This is a genomic window from Amycolatopsis echigonensis, assembly GCF_002846615.1.
Lineage (GTDB): Bacteria > Actinomycetota > Actinomycetes > Mycobacteriales > Pseudonocardiaceae > Amycolatopsis > Amycolatopsis echigonensis.
This window is the reverse complement of the sequence record NZ_PJMY01000002.1, coordinates 189,538-206,804: the sequence shown is the minus strand read 5'-3', so window position 1 is coordinate 206,804 and position 17,267 is coordinate 189,538. Positions and strand designations below refer to the sequence as shown.

At 69.6% G+C, this 17,267-nt stretch carries 19 protein-coding genes; 17 read left to right on the top strand and 2 right to left on the bottom strand.

Going from position 1 to position 17,267, the window contains the following annotated elements; all coding sequences use genetic code 11:
• Positions 1 to 55: 55 nt before the first annotated feature.
• The 6 genes from ATK30_RS02595 to ATK30_RS02570 all read left to right on the top strand — a co-directional run bounded on the left by ATK30_RS02595 (position 56) and on the right by ATK30_RS02570 (position 4,216).
• A complete protein-coding gene (locus tag ATK30_RS02595; protein ID WP_101434127.1) occupies positions 56 to 316 on the top strand; it encodes a helix-turn-helix domain-containing protein in 261 nt (86 codons plus the stop codon).
• 272 nt (positions 317 to 588) lie between these two features.
• Positions 589 to 906 (top strand): hypothetical protein, encoded by a 318-nt coding sequence (locus tag ATK30_RS02590; RefSeq protein ID WP_101434126.1) that lies wholly within the window; start codon positions 589 to 591, stop codon positions 904 to 906.
• Between the two features lie 120 nt (positions 907 to 1,026).
• Positions 1,027 to 1,329, top strand: coding sequence for a hypothetical protein (locus tag ATK30_RS02585; RefSeq protein ID WP_101434125.1), 303 nt, complete (start codon positions 1,027 to 1,029; stop codon positions 1,327 to 1,329).
• Positions 1,330 to 1,636: 307 nt separating this feature from the next.
• Positions 1,637 to 3,541, top strand: coding sequence for a hypothetical protein (locus tag ATK30_RS02580; protein ID WP_101434124.1), 1,905 nt, complete (start codon positions 1,637 to 1,639; stop codon positions 3,539 to 3,541).
• Positions 3,542 to 3,554: 13 nt separating this feature from the next.
• Positions 3,555 to 3,905, top strand: coding sequence for a hypothetical protein (locus tag ATK30_RS02575; RefSeq protein WP_101434123.1), 351 nt, complete (start codon positions 3,555 to 3,557; stop codon positions 3,903 to 3,905).
• A gap of 29 nt (positions 3,906 to 3,934) precedes the next feature.
• On the top strand, positions 3,935 to 4,216 hold the full coding sequence (locus tag ATK30_RS02570) for a hypothetical protein (RefSeq protein ID WP_101434122.1): 282 nt from the start codon (positions 3,935 to 3,937) through the stop codon (positions 4,214 to 4,216).
• A 4-nt stretch (positions 4,217 to 4,220) separates the two neighbouring features.
• Here ATK30_RS02570 and ATK30_RS02565 read toward each other — a convergent pair whose 3' ends face one another.
• Positions 4,221 to 5,180, bottom strand: a complete 960-nt coding sequence (locus ATK30_RS02565) for an SMP-30/gluconolactonase/LRE family protein (protein ID WP_244194485.1) — start codon at positions 5,178 to 5,180, stop codon at positions 4,221 to 4,223.
• Between the two features lie 105 nt (positions 5,181 to 5,285).
• On the opposite strand from ATK30_RS02565, the gene ATK30_RS02560 reads away from it, so the two are divergent.
• The 4 genes from ATK30_RS02560 to ATK30_RS02545 all read left to right on the top strand — a co-directional run bounded on the left by ATK30_RS02560 (position 5,286) and on the right by ATK30_RS02545 (position 7,709).
• Positions 5,286 to 5,867 carry a TetR/AcrR family transcriptional regulator gene (locus ATK30_RS02560; RefSeq protein ID WP_244194484.1) on the top strand — a complete coding sequence of 194 codons (582 nt, stop codon included), beginning with the start codon at positions 5,286 to 5,288 and terminating at the stop codon, positions 5,865 to 5,867.
• A gap of 109 nt (positions 5,868 to 5,976) precedes the next feature.
• Positions 5,977 to 6,396 carry a HutD/Ves family protein gene (locus tag ATK30_RS02555; RefSeq protein ID WP_101434119.1) on the top strand — a complete coding sequence of 140 codons (420 nt, stop codon included), beginning with the start codon at positions 5,977 to 5,979 and terminating at the stop codon, positions 6,394 to 6,396.
• A 7-nt stretch (positions 6,397 to 6,403) separates the two neighbouring features.
• Complete coding sequence (locus ATK30_RS02550; RefSeq protein WP_101434118.1) at positions 6,404 to 7,231, top strand: SCO6745 family protein; 828 nt, start codon at positions 6,404 to 6,406, stop codon at positions 7,229 to 7,231.
• A 67-nt stretch (positions 7,232 to 7,298) separates the two neighbouring features.
• On the top strand, positions 7,299 to 7,709 hold the full coding sequence (locus ATK30_RS02545) for a hypothetical protein (protein WP_101434117.1): 411 nt from the start codon (positions 7,299 to 7,301) through the stop codon (positions 7,707 to 7,709).
• A gap of 2 nt (positions 7,710 to 7,711) precedes the next feature.
• Here the strand turns inward: ATK30_RS02545 and ATK30_RS02540 are convergent, their stop codons facing one another.
• A complete protein-coding gene (locus ATK30_RS02540) occupies positions 7,712 to 9,409 on the bottom strand; it encodes a DUF1003 domain-containing protein (RefSeq protein WP_101434116.1) in 1,698 nt (565 codons plus the stop codon).
• Between the two features lie 371 nt (positions 9,410 to 9,780).
• On the opposite strand from ATK30_RS02540, the gene ATK30_RS02535 reads away from it, so the two are divergent.
• The 7 genes from ATK30_RS02535 to ATK30_RS02505 all read left to right on the top strand — a co-directional run bounded on the left by ATK30_RS02535 (position 9,781) and on the right by ATK30_RS02505 (position 17,266).
• Positions 9,781 to 10,266 (top strand): DinB family protein, encoded by a 486-nt coding sequence (locus ATK30_RS02535; RefSeq protein ID WP_101434115.1) that lies wholly within the window; start codon positions 9,781 to 9,783, stop codon positions 10,264 to 10,266.
• Between the two features lie 194 nt (positions 10,267 to 10,460).
• Positions 10,461 to 11,978: a molybdopterin-dependent oxidoreductase gene (locus ATK30_RS02530; protein ID WP_101434114.1), complete on the top strand. Its 1,518-nt coding sequence runs from the start codon at positions 10,461 to 10,463 to the stop codon at positions 11,976 to 11,978.
• Between the two features lie 64 nt (positions 11,979 to 12,042).
• Positions 12,043 to 12,708: a fasciclin domain-containing protein gene (locus ATK30_RS02525; RefSeq protein ID WP_101434113.1), complete on the top strand. Its 666-nt coding sequence runs from the start codon at positions 12,043 to 12,045 to the stop codon at positions 12,706 to 12,708.
• Positions 12,709 to 12,888: 180 nt separating this feature from the next.
• Positions 12,889 to 13,743, top strand: a complete 855-nt coding sequence (locus tag ATK30_RS02520; RefSeq protein ID WP_244194505.1) for an RNA polymerase subunit sigma-70 — start codon at positions 12,889 to 12,891, stop codon at positions 13,741 to 13,743.
• Between the two features lie 70 nt (positions 13,744 to 13,813).
• Positions 13,814 to 14,389 (top strand): dihydrofolate reductase family protein, encoded by a 576-nt coding sequence (locus tag ATK30_RS02515; protein ID WP_101434111.1) that lies wholly within the window; start codon positions 13,814 to 13,816, stop codon positions 14,387 to 14,389.
• A 327-nt stretch (positions 14,390 to 14,716) separates the two neighbouring features.
• The gene (locus ATK30_RS02510; protein WP_244194483.1) at positions 14,717 to 15,988 is read left to right on the top strand and encodes a cation:proton antiporter; all 1,272 of its coding nucleotides are present in this window, start codon (positions 14,717 to 14,719) and stop codon (positions 15,986 to 15,988) included.
• A gap of 180 nt (positions 15,989 to 16,168) precedes the next feature.
• The gene (locus tag ATK30_RS02505) at positions 16,169 to 17,266 is read left to right on the top strand and encodes a glycosyltransferase family 2 protein (RefSeq protein WP_101434110.1); all 1,098 of its coding nucleotides are present in this window, start codon (positions 16,169 to 16,171) and stop codon (positions 17,264 to 17,266) included.
• The last annotated feature ends 1 nt before the right edge of the window (position 17,267 follow it).

Sequence of the window (17,267 nt, the reverse complement as noted above, 5' to 3'; positions counted from 1 at the left end):
GGACTCTCCAGGAGCGGCACGGAGCCTCCGACTGACCAGGAAAGGTCCTGTCACCATGGAGTGGAACTTGCGGCTGGCCGCGGCCCGGCGCGGCATCTGGACCGCCACCGACCTGCGCACCCGCCTGGCCGCGCACGGACTGGCCGTGTCCGCCGGGAAGATGTCCAAGTGGTGGTCCGGGCGACCGGCCAGCGTCAAACTCGGCGACCTGGACGCGCTGTGCGCGGTACTGGGCTGTCCGGTGGACGAACTGCTGGTCCCGGAGCGGGCGAGCCGTCCGCGGCTGACGCCGGTGCCCGCGCGGCAGGCCCGCTGACGACGAGCAATTTCACGAATCGTGAAACTCCGCACAGGCCCCCGTTTTCAGGAATTCTGAAATGGCGTCCGACACACTGAACTTGCCCGGCTCGCTGAACAGCTTCCCTTACCTGTCAAGACAATCACGGGTTTGCACCCGCTCGGCAGAAGGTGTTACAAAGGGGTCGCCGCATTCGCGGAATCCGGGAAACACAACCGAGCGTCTTCGTACGCGGAGAGCTCTTTTCCGGGATTGATCGAAAGAAAGATCGAGAACGAAAAAGGAGCACCATGGATTCGGTGAAGTTTGAGGAACTGGACGCGCTGGCCGCCGAGGTGCTGCCGGAGCGCGCGGTGCTGGGCATCGTGTCCACCCCGTTCAACAACGCCGGCGGCGGCGCGAACGGCTCCGCCTCGAGCAGCTCGGCGGCCGCTTCGGGCGGCAACACCGTCGTCTACGACGGCGGTCACCACGGCGCCACGGCGCTGTCGGCCTGCCAGTCCTCGCACTCCGAGGGCACTCCGGGCCTGACCGGGACGCTCGGGCTGGGTTCCAACAACCCCAACGAGACGATGAGCTGCACCCCGGCGGCCGTGTCCAGCTACTGAGCACGGTGACCGCCCCCGCCCGGGTGGGCGCGGGGACTCCGACGGGGCGGGGCCGGCCGTTTTCCGGCCCCGCCCCGTGCGGACGAAACCCCAGACGACAGCGGAGAGAAGGCGACTACCGTGCACCAAGCAAAGCCCATCGCGGGGTCCGTTCCGGAGGACCCGCGTTTCGCGGAGCTGGACGCGCTGGCCGGGGAGGTGCTGCCGGCCCGCACGGCGCTCTCCGCGGTCACTGGCAGCCCCGCCGCTCCGACGGCCGACCCGGGCCGCTACGCGGTGCCCGACGGGCACGGCGGAACCGTCTACTACGCCTGCCAAACCACCCACAGCGAGGGCAGCGGCGGAGTCGTCGGCGCGCTGGGGCTCGGGCAACCGCCGTCGACGACCACCACCTGCATGCCTGCCGCGGTCGAGAACCACTGATCCGTCCGGTCCCGAGGACCCCGCGGGCGGCGGTCGGCCCGGTGCCCGCCCGCTGCGAGCAGCGGTGATCCGGACCGCCCCGCCAACATCGTTGGCACGGACCAGATCTGGGCCTCGGGCAGCACTCGCCCCACGAGCTGACCGCGGATCCAGTGCCAGATCCGTCGTCACCGGCAGACATCGCTAGCGAAACGCTCGGACTCGGGCCGCCCAACGCCATTGACTGAGGCCGCCGTCCGGACGGCACCGGCCACCGCCGCGAACCAGCCCGGCCGCACGTCACCGACCCGCCCCGGAGAGGACCGTCATGTGCCCGCATCCCGGACTTCCCGCCGCCACCGCCGACACCGCGGACCGCACTGCCGTGCCGACCGCGGCGAGCGGCGAAACGGGGGCGACGGCGCGGATCGGGGAATCCGGTCCGGTCGGGTTGCTGCCCGACACCGAGCCGGTCGGGGAATTCCGCGGCAGCGGGTACCGCGAACCGCCGCTTCTCGTCGCGCGCACCGACGGGCAACTCGTGCGGCTGCCCGCCCTGCTGTACTTGATCGTCCGCCTGCTGGTCGCCCAGCAAGCCTTCGTGCCCGAAGAATCAGAAGAGACCGAAAACCGCGACGACGCCAAGATGCTGGCGAGAGTCGCGGCGGCCGCGAGCGAGCAGTCCGGGTTGCGGCTGGAGGCCGAGCACCTCGCATACCTGCTGGACCGCAAGCTCGCCCCGCTCGGCCTGACCACCTACGCCGACGGCACCGTCCCGGAATTGGCCCGGCACAACCCTTTCCTGGCGCTGCGGGTGCGCGTCCAGGTGCTCGCCCCGGCGGCGACCTGGCTCGTCGGCGGCCTGCTGGGGTGGCTGTTCTTCCCGGTCGTGATCCCGCTCGTGCTGGCCGCGGCCGGAATCGCGGAGTGGTGGCTGCTCGCCGGGCACAGCGTTTCCGACGCGATGAGCAGCACTCTCGCCGACCCGATCGGCGTGCTGGCGGTGCTCGGACTGGCGGTCGCGTCGACGGGATTCCACGAATGCGGGCACGCCGCCGCGTGCCGCTATTCCGGTGCCGTACCCGGCGGGATGGGCGCCGGGATTTACCTGGTGTGGCCCGCTTTCTACACCGACATCACCGACACGTACCGGCTCAACCGCGCCGGGCGGCTGCGCACCGATCTGGGCGGCGTGTACTTCAACGCGATCTTCGCGCTCGCCCTCGCCGCGGCCTACTTCAGCACGGGATGGGCGCCGCTGCTGGTGGCGGTGTTGTCGGTGAACCTGGAGATCGTGCAGCAACTCCTGCCCACGCTGCGCTTCGACGGTTACTACCTCATGGCGGACCTCGTCGGCGTACCGGACCTCTACCGCTACATCGGCCCGATCCTGTCGCACTACCTCCTGCGCCGGCCGCGCGACGAGCGGCTGGACGCGTTGAAGCGCTGGCCGCAAGCCGCCGTCACGACGTGGGTGCTGCTGATCGTGCCCGCTCTCGCGCTGGAGCTGGGCTACATCGCCTGGCAGGTTCCGGGGTTGATCCATACCGACGTGCAGGCGGTGTCCAGCCTGCTGTCTCGCGCCGCGACCGATCCGCACCCCGTGCTGGGCGCGATTTCGGCGGCCGTGCAGATTCTGTTGCTGGCGCTGCCGATCGCCGGGATCGCCGCGATCGCGTGGCAGCTCGGCCGTGCGGGGTGGCGGCTGGCGCGGCTCCGCCTTCCCGGTCTGGCCCGCAAGATCGCCGACGGACCGGAGCGGCGGCGTCGACTGGCTTACGGCGCCCTTGCTGCCGCGGTGGCGATTCCCGTCGGCGGAGGAGTCGGCTGGGCACTGGGTGCCCTGCCCGGCAATCAATCGGCGGAACCGGCAGCGGCAACCCCAGCACCCGCTCGTCCGGAACACCGCCCGAGCACCTCCGCCGCACCGCCGCCTTCGTCCTCCTCTCCCGCACCCGCTCCCCCGGCCGCGAACGCGGTGGCGGCACCGGAAACCACGCCGGAGCCGCACGAAACCCACCGCCCGGCCCAGCACAACGACACCACCACGCCGTCCCGCACTCAGCGTCCCACCGGACCGACCGGGCACCGCGAGACCGGCACTCCCGCACCTCCGACCGGATCGAACGGCGGCAGCGGTCCGGCTGAACCGCCCGCCGAGAGCGGACCGCCGCCGTTGTCGCCGACCCAGAGCCCGTCCTGCCCGCTGCTGGGCGTCTCGATGAATTGCTGAGGAGTTGGTTGCCATGCCCGTACCGCGCACGATCCACCGGACCGCGATCACCGTCGCGACGGCCCTCGCCGGAGGCGTCCTGACCGCCGGGACCGCCGCCGCCGATTCCTCGCCGCCGCTGTCGAATCCGCTGAACCGCTCGGCCACCGCGACGGCCGACAGCTCCGGCGGAGCCGCCCACGCGGTGGCTCAATGCCCGTCCGGGTACCAGGTCTCGTCGGGCGGCTACGCCGTGTCCAGCTACGGGCCGACCGTCTACACGAACCGGCCCACCGACGACGGGACCGGCTGGGAGGTCTACGCGAGCGGAAACACCGCGAAACCGTTCCAGCTCAAGGCTTACGCCCGCTGCACGCTCGTTTGACCCTGTCCGCTGAACGAAGGAGATTCGTCATGTCCGATGCCATCCGCTGGGCCCGAATCGCGACGATCACCGCCGGTGCGGCGCTGACCTTCGGCGCCATGACCGCGACAGCCAGCGCGACGCAAGTGTGTCCGATGACCGTCCCGGCCGACCAGGGAATCCACGGCTGCGGCCCGGTCCACCAAGACCCGCCGGCCCCGGCTCAGCCCGGTTCGCAGGCGCAGCTGGCCCAGATCCTCCCGACGGTGAGCGTGCCGGCCGACGGCACTCGCGCGGAGCCTGGCCCGGGCGCCCGTACTCCGGTGCGGTGATGCTTCACGAACCGGTGCGCGGACGCAGCTCCGCCCGCACCAGCATGGCGTTGCGGAAGATCCCGTCCGGCGGAGCGGTCGTGCCGCCGTCTGTGGTCACGTACAGGGCCCGCCCTTCCTCGCCCGGGACCCAGGCAGCGCTGGACGGCCCGACCAGGAGTTCGTCGAACGGCTCGCCCGCGACGTGCCGGACTTCGCTGCCGTGCCGGGGAATGAGCGGCACCCGGTCGAGCGTGTTGGCGCGATGCCTGGTGACGTAAGCGAAACCGGCCTCCTCGTCGAGGGCGAAGTCGTCGGCGTTGTCGATCGCGGCGACGAATTCCGCGCCTCCGGCCGGGTCGAGCGTGCCGGGGTCGACCGGCACCCGCATGAAGACCTTCTGCGCGGTGGAGGTGTAGTAGAGGTATCCGGTCCGGGCGCTGTACCGGACGCCGTTGACGCCCGGCTGTCGCGGCGGGGCGACCTCGGCGTCCGGGTCGTCGGCCATGGTGTCGTGGGCCAGCCAGATCCGGGCCTTCGCACCGCGGGCGTCGGCATCGAGGTCGACGCGCCAGATCAGCCCGGCGAAGCAGTCGGCGACGGCCAGCACTCCGGGGCCGAGCAGGCAGCTGCCGTTGAGGGCGCGCACCGGCTCGTCGAAGGTGAAGATGATCTCCGGGGCGACGGGTTCGCCGGGCGTCCAGCCGGTGAGGTCGAGCCGGGCCAGATGCGATTCGTGGGTCGTGTACCCCTCGGTCAGGCTGATCAGGAAGACGTCCGGCAGGACCTCGACGATCCCGGTCACGGGATGGTCGAAGCGGTGCACGAGCACGGGGCGCCGCGGCTCCGGCACGATCCACAGCTCCTGCTGCAGGAGGACGGTGACCAGCACCGAACCGTCGCCGCGGACGGCGAGGTTCTCCGGGAAGTACTTCTCGGGGAAGGACGCGACCGGGGTCAGCGTGACGTCGGGAACAGGGGTCATGGGCATCGCTGGCGCTCCTTTAAAAGAGGACGGACATCCGCTTTTCTTTCACGGTATGCTCTCGGCGCGAGAACTGTCAACGTGAGGGAGCGGACGTTGCCGAGGGTGAGCCAGCAGTACAAGGACGACCAGCGGGGAGAAATCCTGGCGGCCGCGCGCCGCTGCTTCCTCCGCAACGGCTTCCACCGCACGTCGATGCAGGACGTCTTCACCGAGGCGGGCAAGTCCGCGGGCGCGGTTTACCGGTACTTCCCGAAGAAGGAGGACATGATCGTCGCGGTCGCCGCGCAGAACCTCGACGACGTCGCCGGGGTGCTGCGCGCTGCCCTCGCCCGCGGCACCGGCGAGAACGGCGTCGGCGAGGTGATGGCGGAACTGCTGGAGGTCGTGACTGACCTGCACCGCGACCGGCAATTGGCGAACATGGCGGTGCTGGTCTGGTCGGAAGCCCAGCGCAACCGGGAACTCGCCGACCGCCTCACCGCCGCGACGGTCGAGATGAGCGCCGAAGTGGCCGGCCTCGTACGCGACCGGCAGGAGGCCGGAGCCTGGACCGGCGCACCCGCCGAGGCTCTCGCGCAAGCGATTCTATCGCTCCTGCCCGGGTTTCTCTTCAATTTGGCGCTGGCCGGGCCAGACGGAGTGGCCGGATTCCCCAACGCGGTCCGTACGCTTTTGCCGCAGTGAGCGCGCCCGCACGAACAGGCTGCTCACCGCACGCGGCAGCAGCGGCTTCAGAGACGCGGACCGGGCACGCGGGTTTGCGTCTGCCGGGGCGAACGAGTGAGATGCTCTGATGCTCATCCCCTCCGAAGTCACCCCGGTCCCCTGGCGCAACGGAGCAGGCACCACCCGGGAACTCGCCGCCCATGCCGACCGCTGGCGGATCAGCGTCGCGGACCTTCTCGAAGACGCGCCGTTCTCGGCTTTCCCCGGCATCGACCGGCTTTTCACCGCTCTCGGCCCGCTCCGGCTGACGATCAACGGGACCCCGGCCGACCTCGAGCGCGGCGACCAGATCCGGTTCGCCGGCGAGGACACCGTGACCGTCAGCCTCGACCAGCCGACCCAGGCCCTCAACGTGATGACCCGGCGCGGGCTTTGCCGGGCCGAGGTCCTCCTCCGCGACCCCTCGGCGGAGAGCACGGACGGAGCGGTCGCGAGCGTCGACCTCGGCGGGCAAATCGCCGATGTTCTCCTCACGACGCTGGCATGATGCAGCGATGACCAGTACCGCCCGGCGCATGTTCGAGCTTCTCGAGCCGATCTGCCTCGTCACGTTCTTCGCCGACGAGTGCAACGACGAACTGGCCGCGCTCGGCCACCGCACCTATTGGGACGGCTATTTCGCCAGCCGCGCCGCGCCGTTGGGGCGGGTTCCGGCCGAGGTCGTGCACGCGGCTTTCTACAACTTCGCCGAGGGCGAGGTCGCGCGGCACATCCCGAGCGCGTGGGAGACGATCCCGCCCGACGCTTCCGTCGCCGCGCGGGAACGAGGCAGCGCGGCCTCGTTGCGCCGGATCCTCGGCGACGAACTGGCCGGGTCTCCAGGACTGGTGCGCGCCGCCGACCTGACCGCCAAGGCCGCGACGAGCGCACCCACCGCGGGCCGGATGATGTACGCCGGAATGCGCACCCTGCCGATGCCGAGCGATCCGGCCGCCCGGCTGTGGCATTGCGCGACCATGCTGCGCGAGCACCGAGGGGACGGGCACATCGCCGCGCTGGTCGGCGCGCGCATCAGCGGCGCGGAGGCGCACATCCTGTCCGCGCTGGACATGGGCATCCATCCGCCGGAGTCGTTCGGACGCGTCCACCATCTGCCGAAGACGCGGCTGGCCGCGGTCATGAACGGCTTGCGCGAACGAGGGCTCGTCGACAGCGACGGCCACTTCACCGACGCGGGCCGCGAGCTCAAGCAACACATCGAAACCCTGACCGACGAACTCGCCGCCGCGCCGTACGAAGCCCTGTCAGCCGCCGAACTCGACGAACTGATCGCCGCGCTCGAACCGATCACCGCGCGGCTGGTGGCCACCGGATCACGGTGACGAGCCGGCGTAACGGGTCCGCGCCTCGCTGCGACTTCGGGGAATCCGGGTCACAACGAGGTGTCTCATGTCCCTTGCCAAAGCCTTCGCCACCACCACCGCGACCGCCGAACCGACGAGCGGCAACCTCGGCGACGCGGCGCCGGCGGGCACGAAGAACGTCAGCGATTTCGTCACTGTTCAATCGCTGACCAACTTCGCCGCCATGACCGGCGCCGTTTCCGCGGCCTGGGGCGGCGCGCAGCGGCTCTGGAATCCCTTGCACGGCCACTGGTTCCCGTTCACGCTCTGCGCACTGTTCGGCCTGGTTTCGCTGCTGGCTTCGCGACCGGGCGAAAAAGCGCTCGACGCCAACGGCACGCTGGTGCCCGGCCAGGCAGCTCCGCTGATCCGGTGGCTCCAACCGTCGTTTATCGCACTGGTCAACGTCTTCGTGCTCTACGGGGCCGTCATGGGAGCCGCCGTGGCGATCAAGTGACCTCAGTCGTGGCGCGCGGCCAAGCGGACGGCGTCCATCGCCGCCACCTCCTTGGGCGTCCGGCGTTGCGCGCCCACGCCGAGGAATCCGCCTTCCTGGTTCACTTCGGCGACGACCGTGGCGATCTCCACCAGGAATTCGCGGAAGTCCGGCAGCTCCGCCGGTGCGGTGGCGGCGACGATCGCCGCGGCCGAGCGGATCGTCTTTTCCGCGTACGGCAGGTATTCGGAGTATTTGACGCCCGGCCGCAGGCCCGTGTCGAACGCCGACGACGCGGCGACCTCGCGGATGAAGCGCCTCGGATGGGCGACGCTCGCTTCCCGCAAGGTTTTCACCAGCGCGAACATTTCGTCCGAATCCACCCCGCCGACGGAGAGCCCGACCAGGATTCCCGACGCCATCATCGCCCGCTGCAGGGTCGCCCATTCCTCGGCGGTGAAATCCTCCTCGCCCGCGCCGCCGCGAGCCCGCCCGTCGCGGACCACCTGCATGCCGACGCTGGCCACCAGGCCCGGGATGCTGCGCGCGACGTGCAGTTTCCGCGCCCGCACCGGCTCCGGCAGATCGTCCCAGGCGACCAGGTGCGGGTCGGCCAGCTCGCCGGAGGCCTGTTCGGTCCGCCACCGGTCGTGTTCCCGCTGGGCCAGCAGCAGGACCTCGTCGTCGGCGAACGCGACGGTGAGGGCCGGGTCGAAGGCCGGCACCATCACGCAGCCGACCAGTGCGAGATGCTCGCCCAGCTGCCGGGCCTGGGCGCGGGTCACCGCCTTGTGCTCTTCGGGCGCTTGGTCCCAGCGGGGCGGGACCCAGGCGTGGACGGCACGCTGGGCTTGGCCGTCGACGTCGTGGATGGCCCGCGCGAGATCCTCGATCAGCTCGCCGCGGGTGTAACGGCTGAGGTCCTCGATCAGCCGGTCCTGCGCCTCCAGCCGCGCCTTCATCCGGCGGCATTCGTGCAGGATCGCCTCGCCGTTGAGGTAGGTCTGCTCGGAACGGCGGTCGCCCGCCTGGCCGAGGACGCCCTGGCCGACCATGATCACGATCATGAAGACCAGCTGGACCAGCGTGGACAGGAAAGTCATGAACGGGAAGGGGTACGGATCCAGCCGCTGCACGCCGAGCGCGGCCAGGCCCATCCACACCACCTGCGTCCCGGCCGCCAGGTAGAACGCCCACATGCTGCCGAGCCGCTGCGTCAGCCAGGCCGCGATCCGGCCGTTGACGCTCACCGCCTGGTCGAGCGCCTGCGGCGGCCGCTGGACCCGGTGCTGCTGGATCCACGGATGCGGGCTCGATTCCAGCAGGCTCACGCCGCGGCTGAGCGCCCGGTCGTGCTCGTCGAGATGCCGCTGCAGGTCCGCGATCTGCTCGAAGACGGCCTCGGCGTTCTCGTAGGTCTGCACCGAACGGCGGTCGGCCGCGCCGCCCAGCACCCGCTGGCCGACCAGGATCACCAAGCACAGCACCAGCTGCACCACGTTGTCCAGGAACAGCAGGAACGCGAACGGATACGGATCGACCGCGCGCAGCGGGCCCCACGTCGCCAGCGCCATCCATCCGGCGACGAGCGCGAGGACGACATAGAGCGCGGGCATCGACCCGATCGCACGCGTCAGCGCGGCCGCGAACGCGCCGTTGAAACCGACCTGCTCGTCCGCGGTCGTGGCCGGACGCCGCGGCAACCGCGGCAGGCGCGGCATGCGTCGGCGGTTCACCCGATCTGTCCGGATTCGGCGGTCGCGCCGGCTTTCCCGCACATTTTCGTTCGCTCCCTGGATCCGCGCCGCGGCACCGTCGAGCCCCTTTCCGCTTCGAGCCGGTCTCTGCGCACCAGTATCCCGGCGCGGTCCGGGAGGGGTCCACGGCACCCGTGCTCCGCTGTCCACAGAGGACTCTTCCGCCGTCCGGCAACGACGCCGCTGGCTTCCCCGGAACCGATGAGCTTTCCGCTGGCACCTGGTCCGCCCTGACCGGCGTCGTCCTGATGCCCGTCCGCGGGCAGTTTCCGCCGAGCGACGGCTTACCCCTTCTTCACCTGGACCCGGAGATCCGGCAAGCTGGACCGGTGCCCATGGAATCAGCGATCGACAACCCCGCCAAGGACCAGTTCGAGTACTTCATCGACGAGCACCGCGAGGCGCTCCGGCACTGCCTCGACGGGCTCACCGAGGAGCAGGCCCGCCGATCGCTCGTGCCGTCGCGGACCACGCTGCTCGGCTTGGTCAAGCACGCGACCTTCGTGGAGAAGGTCTGGTTCGACGAAGCCGTCACCGGCCGGTCCCGCGCCGAGATCGGCATCCCGGCGACACCGGACGAATCGTTCATCCTCACCGACGACGACACCGTCGAGTCCGTCCAGCGGGCGCACCGCGAAGCGTGCGAGGACTCTCGCCGGGCCACCGCGTCGCTCGAGCTGACCGACCTCCTGCCCGGCAACCGCCGCGGCCCGTTGCCGCTGAGGTTCGTTTACCTGCACATGCTGCGCGAACTGGCGCAGCACTGCGGGCACGCGGACATCCTCCGCGAGCAAATCCTCGCGGAAGCGGCTGCTTCTTGACCGGGTACGCACCGTCCTTGTCGACGCCGACGGCGGCGGAGTTATCCGAGAACTTAGCCGACAGAACGGCCATGTCCACACGAGATCGCACAAATGCGACGTCTCTCGGACGTGACCCCCTCCTGCGGGAGGCTCCCACCGGCGGGTGACCAGCTCACACCCATCCGCCGATGGTCCGGCGACGAATGCCTCGCATGTCCTCCCGTCTGCGGATCCTTCCGGCAGCGCTGTGCGGCGTCCTCGCCCTGGTCGCGGCCTTAGCCGCCGGGCACCTGGTCGCGTCGTTCGGCAACATCAACGCCTCGCCGTATCTCGCGGTCGGGAACGGCGCGATCGACCTGACACCGCTGCCGCTGAAGGACTTCGCCGTGCGAACCTTCGGCACGTACGACAAGACCGTCCTGCTCGGCGGCATGGCAGCGGTGTTAGTGCTCGTGTCCGCCACGGCCGGTCTGCTGTCGCGCCGGACGCCGTGGCCGGGCGTCGCGGTGATTGTCGCGTTTGGACTCATCGGTGGGGTCGCCGTGGCCGCGCGACCGGATCTGACCGCGATCGCGTTGCTGGCTCCGCTGGCCAGCCTGGTCGCCGGGACGGCAGTCTTCCTTCTGCTGCACCGAATCGCGACGCGACAGCAGGCAACGGACTCCTCGCGGCGGCGCTTTCTGCTCAGCAGTGTCGGTACCGTCGTCGGGACCGGAGTTCTCGGCGGTGCCGGACAGGCGATCAGCGGGACGCGCGACGCTGCGGCTTCCCGTGCGGCGGTCGGGCAGCTCGTGCCCGCGGTTTCCGCCCCGCCGATTCCCGCCGACGCGGACTTCGCCAAGCTCGGCACCCCGGCGTTTCTCACGCCGAACCGGAATTTCTACCGCGTCGACACCGCGTTGTCCGTTCCGCAGGTGCGCACGGAGGACTGGAGCCTGCGCATCCACGGAATGGTCGAGCGGGAAATCCGGTACCGCTATCGCGATCTCCGCGACCGGCCTCTGGTCGAGCGCACGGTGACGATGACGTGTGTGTCCAATGAGGTCGGTGGCGATTACGTGTCCACTTCGAACTTCGTCGGGGTCGATCTCGCGGATCTTCTGGAGGAAGCCGGAGTACAGCCGGGTGCGGAGCAGTTGTTCTGCTCCAGTGTGGACGGTTGGACGTCCGGCACCCCGGTGGCGGCCGCGCTCGACCGTTCGCGCGGCGCGATGCTGGCGCTCGGGATGAACCGCGAGCCTCTGCCGCTGGAGCACGGTTTTCCCGCCCGTCTGGTCACGCCCGGCCTTTACGGGTACGTCTCGGCGGTCAAATGGGTGGTGGATATCGAGGTCACCACCTGGAAGGCCCGGCAGGCGTACTGGCTCCGCCGCGGCTGGGGCGAGCAGGCGCCGATCAAAACCGAATCGCGGATCGACACGCCCAAGGGCTTCGACACCGTTCCCGCCGGGACAGTGCGCCTCGCGGGCGTCGCCTGGGCGCAGCACACCGGGATCGCCGCCGTGGAGATCAAAGTGGACAGTGGAGCCTGGCAGGCGACGACGTTGTCCGCCGAGGTGAACCCGAATACCTGGCGGATGTGGTGGACCCAGATCGCGGTGAAGCCGGGTACGCACCAGGTGTTCGTGCGGGCGACCGATAAATCCGGCTATACCCAGACGGAAACCCGTGCTGGGACCGTGCCGGACGGCGCGACCGGATGGCATTCCACGACTTTCATCGCTTCCTGACCAATCCGCTGCCGGTCCGGCGCCGAATCCCTCTCGAACAGTCCACTGTGAACGGAGAATTCCCGTGAAGACCCTTTGCCTCGCCGGTATCGGTGCCGCTGCCGCCCTCGCCCTCACCGCCTGTGGCAGCGGCACTGACACCAACGCCTCGAGCGGCAGCAGCCCGTCAGCGATGCCGTCCTCGGCTCCGATCTCCGCGCCGATGTCCAGCAGCGCCTCCGGCGTCACCACCAACGACCAGGTCTTCGGCCCCGCCTGTTCCCAGCTCCCGCAGGGCAGCGCGCCCGGTTCGCTCGACTCGATGGGCCCGCAGCCGGTCGCGTCCGCGGCCTCGACGAACCCGCTGCTCACGAAGCTGGTCGCGGCCGTCAAGGCCACCAACCTGGTCGACACGCTCAACAGCCAGCAGGCCATCACCGTCTTCGCCCCCGCCGACCCGGCGTTCAACGCCCTCGGCGACGCGAAGTTCAACGAGCTGGCGGCCAACCCGAACCAGCTCGCGCCGATCCTGCAGTACCACGTTGTCGGCAAGCGCTACGACGCCAAAGGCCTCGAACAAGCCGGGACCGTCACCTCGCTGAACACCGCGGGCGGCCCGCTGAAGATCGAAGGTTCCGGTGAGAACCTGACCGTCAACGGCGCGAAGATCCTCTGCGGGAACATTCCGACCAAGAACGCGACCGTTTTCGTCATCGACAAGGTGCTGACCCCGGGCACCAACAAAAACTGAGCCGTCGGACCCGGCGCGTGTTCCCGCGCCGGGTCCGGTTTCCCAGAACAGCCCGGCGTGTGCGGCGTCCGCGACTAAGAACCGCAGTACCACCCCATTCCCTCAGCGTCGCGCGTGCCGGATGATGACCAGGTGGACTTCGAAGCGCACCGCGGCGAGCTGACCGCCTACTGCTATCGGATGGCCGGCTCCTTCCACGAGGCAGAGGATCTCGTGCAGGAAACGCTGCTGCGTGCGTGGAAAGCCCGCGACCGGTACGACCCGGCGCGTGCTTCCGTGCGGACCTGGCTGTACCGGATCGCGACGAACGTCTGCCTGACCGCACTGGAGGGCCGGGCCCGCCGCCCGTTGCCCTCCGGTCTCGGTGCCGCGAGCGACGATCCGGGCGCACCGCTGCAGCCGGCGATGGACATCCCGTGGCTGCAGCCGTTCCCCGACGCGCGCTGCGATGCCGACACGCGCGCCGGGCTGCGGCTGGCCTGGATCGCCGCGACGCAGGTCCTCCCGGCGCGGCAGCGAGCAGTCGTCGTCCTCCGGTCGGTGCTCGAGTTCAGCGCGGCCGAGGTCGCTACGCAGCTGGAGACAACCGTTCCGGCGGTCAACAGCGCGCTGCAACGGGCCCGCGCGACGCTCGCCGACGCGGGCGGGATGGACGAGATCGCCGAACCGGACGACGCGGAAGCCCAGGCCGTGATCGACCGGTACGCGCGAGCCTTCGAAGCCGCGGACGTCGAAGGGCTCGTCCGGCTGCTCACCGACGACGCGATCATGGAAATGCCGCCGGTCCCGCTCTGGTTCCGCGGCAGCGACGACTACGGCCGGTTCATGCACCGCGTGTTCGAAATGCGCGGAACCGGCTGGACCATGCGCGGGCTCACCGCCAACGGCCAGCCCGCGCTCGCCGCCTACCCGGCCGACGGGCGCCTGCACACGCTGCAGGTCTTCACCGTGACCGGCGGGCGGATTTCGCACAACGTCGTCTTCGCCGATCCGGGGGTCTTCGAGGCCTTCGACCTGCCGTCGAGGATTTTCTAGCCGGGGACCGATGAGTTCAGCCGGGGCCGCCGGTAAGTACTGGCGACCACCGACTGAAGGGATCTCCGCCATGAGCGTCATCGTCATCGCCTTCACCACCCTCGACGGCGTCGCGTCCGACCCGGACGGCTCCTCCGGCACCCCCGGCGGGGGCTGGGCTTTCCGGCACGGCGCGGAGGCCGTCGCGGGCGACAAATTCCGGGTCGGGAGCACGCTGGACGACGGCGTCCTGCTGCTCGGCCGCACGACCTGGCAGCTGTTCTCGACCATCTGGCCGCACCGCGACGACCCGTTCTCGCGGCGGATGAACGCCGTGCCCAAGCTGGTCGCCACCAGCACCCTCGCCGACACCAGCGCGTGGCAGAACTCGTCGGTCCTCGACGGCGACCTGGTCGACGCGGTGAAACAGGAAGAACGCGACGTCGTCGTCACCGGCAGCCTGAGCGTCGTGCACACCCTGATGGGAGCGGACCTGATCGACGAGTACCGGCTGCTGACCTTCCCCACCGTCCTGGGCGGCGGCACCCGCCTGTTCCCGGACGGCACGGGAACCGCGCATCTGGAGTGCGTTTCGGTCGAACGCGTGGGCGCGGGGACGCTTTCGCGGTATGTGCGCGGAAATTCGGTGGAGGATTCCGGGCGGTAAGCCGTACCCGCCGAACTCTGTACGCTCGGGCCGATCCCGGCCGAGCGCGGACCGGATCGACATCACCGCGTGCCTGCTCGACGAGGCCCGTCAGGCTCGGCTTGCCCACCGCGGCGAGCCGAGCCAGCTTCTTCCTCTGCACCAAGGATTCGCGACGTGGCCACCGCGGTGAAAGCTAGCGCGGGGAACCGACCGAATCGACCGATTCCGGATGGACGTGACTTACACCCGGAATACCGGAAATCGCATGCGCCCGCCGGTACACTGTGGAGCGTCAGCGGCCGAAGACGGCTGGGCGCGATCAAAAGCCGTGGAGCCGGACGAACGATGTTGATTCCCGCACTGCTGGTCCTGTCGACAGCGGTCATGCTGCGCGCGCTCGCGGCCAAACAGCTCGACAGGTGGAACATCGCCGCGCCCGTGCTGATGGTGCTGTGCGGGGTCGCGACCGCGTTGTTCGCGAATCCGGAGAAACTGCTCGAGCTCTTCGACACCGAAGTCGCGCAGCACGTCGCCGAACTCATTCTCGCGATGCTGCTTTTCGTCGACGCCACCGAGGTCCGCGGCGGACGGCTCTGGGGACACGCGCCCAGCCTCGTCGCGCGGGTGCTGTTCCTCGCGCTGCCGCTGAGCCTCGGGCTGGCCATGCTGGCCGGCTGGGCGTTCTTCCCGGATCTGCCGTGGCCGTTGCTGTTGATCGTCGCGTGCATCGTCATCCCGAGCGATTTCGCCGCCGCTGAACGTGTCGTGCGGGACAAAACCCTGACGCCGCAGGTGCGCAGCGTGCTGAATGTCGAAAGCGGCTACAACGACGGGTTGGTCTCGCCGCTGTTCCTGTTCGCGCTCATTCTCGCGCGCAGCGACAATACCGCGAACACCGCCGGAAAAGCTCTCGCGACCGCTTTGCCGTTCGCGCTCAAGGCCATTGTCACCGGAGCCGTCGTCGGCACGGCGATCGGTTTCCTGCTGTTCCTCGCTGTCCGTTCCGGCTGGACTTCCGGCCAGGGGCGGCGCATCGCCCTCCTCACGACTCCCCTGCTGACTTACGCGGCGACAGTCGCCATCGACGGCAACGGATTCGTCGCCTGTTTCGTCTCCGGGATCGCCTTCCGCTACGTCTACCGGGCCTTCGCCGCGCGGCACCTCCGCACCTCGGACAGCCCCGCTCGAGAACACTTCACCCGGCCGTCGGAGGACCTGCGGCTGCTCGAAGAGGTCACCGGAATCCTGACGATGGCGATGTGGTTCGTCGTCGGCGCGGCCGCGGTGGTCGTGGCGTCCTTCGGCGTGGAGTGGCAGCCGATCGTGTTCTGCCTCCTCGCGCTGACCGTCCTGCGGATCTTCCCGGTGCTGGTGTCGCTCACGCGGTCCCGGATGCCGCTGCGGGACCGGTTCCTCGTCGGCGCGCTGGGCCCGCGCGGCACGACGTCGATCGTCTTCGGGCTGCTCGCGATCAACGGCCTGAGCGGCGAAGAGAGCGACCTCGTGCTGACGCTGACCGTGGTCTGCGTCCTCGGGAGCGTGGCACTGCACGGGCTCGGATCGACGCCGCTCATCACCCGGTTGATGCCTCCGCGGGCGCACCGGCAGCCCCGGTAACACCCACTCACAGTAGGTGCCGGACGAGGGCAAATTCCCAGCTGGCCCACAGGTTCGCGGGCAAATCTCCCCCTTGTGGGTGACGTCTGGAAAATTCGCGTAACGTTCCGTGACCACGAACAGAGTAAGGGTTCAGGCGCGACGCACCACGTCGCCGTTCCGCGCAGAGGATCCCCGCTCATGTCCGCACCCACGCTCGCCGAGCCGCGAACCGGACGGCACCGTTCCGGCAGCGTGCGTGTCGTCGCCGTCATCCCCGCGCACGACGAAGAAGCGCAGATCGCGCACACCGTGGCCGCGCTGCGCCGACAGGACCGGAGCGTCGACGAGGTCTTCGTCGTCACCGACAACTGCACCGACGACACCGCCGGTGTGGCTTCGGCCGCCGGAGCCCGGGTTCGACCGTCCAAAGACAACGCGCACAAGAAAGCCGGCGCACTGAACCAGCTGCTCGCGTGGCTGCTGCCCAGGCTCGACGAGGACGACGTGATCCTCGTCCAGGACGCGGACTCCACTTTGGACCCGCAGTTCGTCAGCACCGCCCTGCACCACCTCGACCGCGGATACGGCGGCGTCGGCGGCGTCTTCCGCGGCGGCCCGGGCGGCGGTTTCGTCGGGCATTTGCAGCGCAACGAATACGCGCGCTATGCCCGCGACGTGCACCGGTTGCGCGGGAAATGCCTGGTGCTGACCGGAACCGCGGCGATGTTCCGGGTCCGTACCCTCCGCGAAGTCTCCGACGCCCGGCTCGTCGGACAGCTGCCGGCAGGCGACGGCAACGGCGGGATCTACGACACCACTGTCCTCACCGAGGACAACGAGCTCACTTTCGCCCTGCTGCACCTCGGACACCGGGTGATCTCGCCCAGCGCGTGCACGCTGGAAACCGAGGTCATGACCAGCTGGAGTGCACTGTGGACACAACGGCTGCGATGGAAGCGGGGCGCGGTGGAGAACTGCGTCCAATACGGACTGACCCGCGTCACGTGGCGGTACTGGGGCAGGCAGCTGCTGACCATGGCCGGCGTCCTGGTGAGCGGAATCTACCTGAGCACCCTCGCGACAGCCCTGTACCGCAGCGGCCTGCACCTCAACCCGTGGTGGCTCGGCCTCTCGGCGATCTTCGTGGTGGAGCGAGCGGTGACCGTGCGCTACCGCGGCTGGCGCCGGATGCTGCTCGCCGCGTCGATGTACGAGCTGGTGCTCGACTATTTCCTGCAGGCCTGCCACCTGAAGGCATATGCGGACGCGCTCCTGCGCACCCGCAAGAACTGGTGAA

Excerpts from the sequence above, each read along its gene's own strand:
- ATK30_RS02595 (WP_101434127.1), top strand. The coding sequence starts at position 56 with ATGGAGTGGAACTTGCGGCTGGCCGCGGCCCGGCGCGGCATCTGGACC.
- ATK30_RS02590 (WP_101434126.1), top strand. The coding sequence starts at position 589 with ATGGATTCGGTGAAGTTTGAGGAACTGGACGCGCTGGCCGCCGAGGTG.
- ATK30_RS02580 (WP_101434124.1), top strand. The coding sequence starts at position 1,637 with ATGTGCCCGCATCCCGGACTTCCCGCCGCCACCGCCGACACCGCGGAC.
- ATK30_RS02575 (WP_101434123.1), top strand. The coding sequence starts at position 3,555 with ATGCCCGTACCGCGCACGATCCACCGGACCGCGATCACCGTCGCGACG.
- ATK30_RS02570 (WP_101434122.1), top strand. The coding sequence starts at position 3,935 with ATGTCCGATGCCATCCGCTGGGCCCGAATCGCGACGATCACCGCCGGT.
- ATK30_RS02565 (WP_244194485.1), bottom strand. The coding sequence starts at position 5,180 with ATGACCCCTGTTCCCGACGTCACGCTGACCCCGGTCGCGTCCTTCCCC.
- ATK30_RS02555 (WP_101434119.1), top strand. The coding sequence starts at position 5,977 with ATGCTCATCCCCTCCGAAGTCACCCCGGTCCCCTGGCGCAACGGAGCA.
- ATK30_RS02550 (WP_101434118.1), top strand. The coding sequence starts at position 6,404 with ATGACCAGTACCGCCCGGCGCATGTTCGAGCTTCTCGAGCCGATCTGC.
- ATK30_RS02545 (WP_101434117.1), top strand. The coding sequence starts at position 7,299 with ATGTCCCTTGCCAAAGCCTTCGCCACCACCACCGCGACCGCCGAACCG.
- ATK30_RS02540 (WP_101434116.1), bottom strand. The coding sequence starts at position 9,409 with ATGCCGCGCCTGCCGCGGTTGCCGCGGCGTCCGGCCACGACCGCGGAC.
- ATK30_RS02535 (WP_101434115.1), top strand. The coding sequence starts at position 9,781 with ATGGAATCAGCGATCGACAACCCCGCCAAGGACCAGTTCGAGTACTTC.
- ATK30_RS02530 (WP_101434114.1), top strand. The coding sequence starts at position 10,461 with ATGTCCTCCCGTCTGCGGATCCTTCCGGCAGCGCTGTGCGGCGTCCTC.
- ATK30_RS02520 (WP_244194505.1), top strand. The coding sequence starts at position 12,889 with ATGGCCGGCTCCTTCCACGAGGCAGAGGATCTCGTGCAGGAAACGCTG.
- ATK30_RS02515 (WP_101434111.1), top strand. The coding sequence starts at position 13,814 with ATGAGCGTCATCGTCATCGCCTTCACCACCCTCGACGGCGTCGCGTCC.
- ATK30_RS02510 (WP_244194483.1), top strand. The coding sequence starts at position 14,717 with ATGTTGATTCCCGCACTGCTGGTCCTGTCGACAGCGGTCATGCTGCGC.
- ATK30_RS02505 (WP_101434110.1), top strand. The coding sequence starts at position 16,169 with ATGTCCGCACCCACGCTCGCCGAGCCGCGAACCGGACGGCACCGTTCC.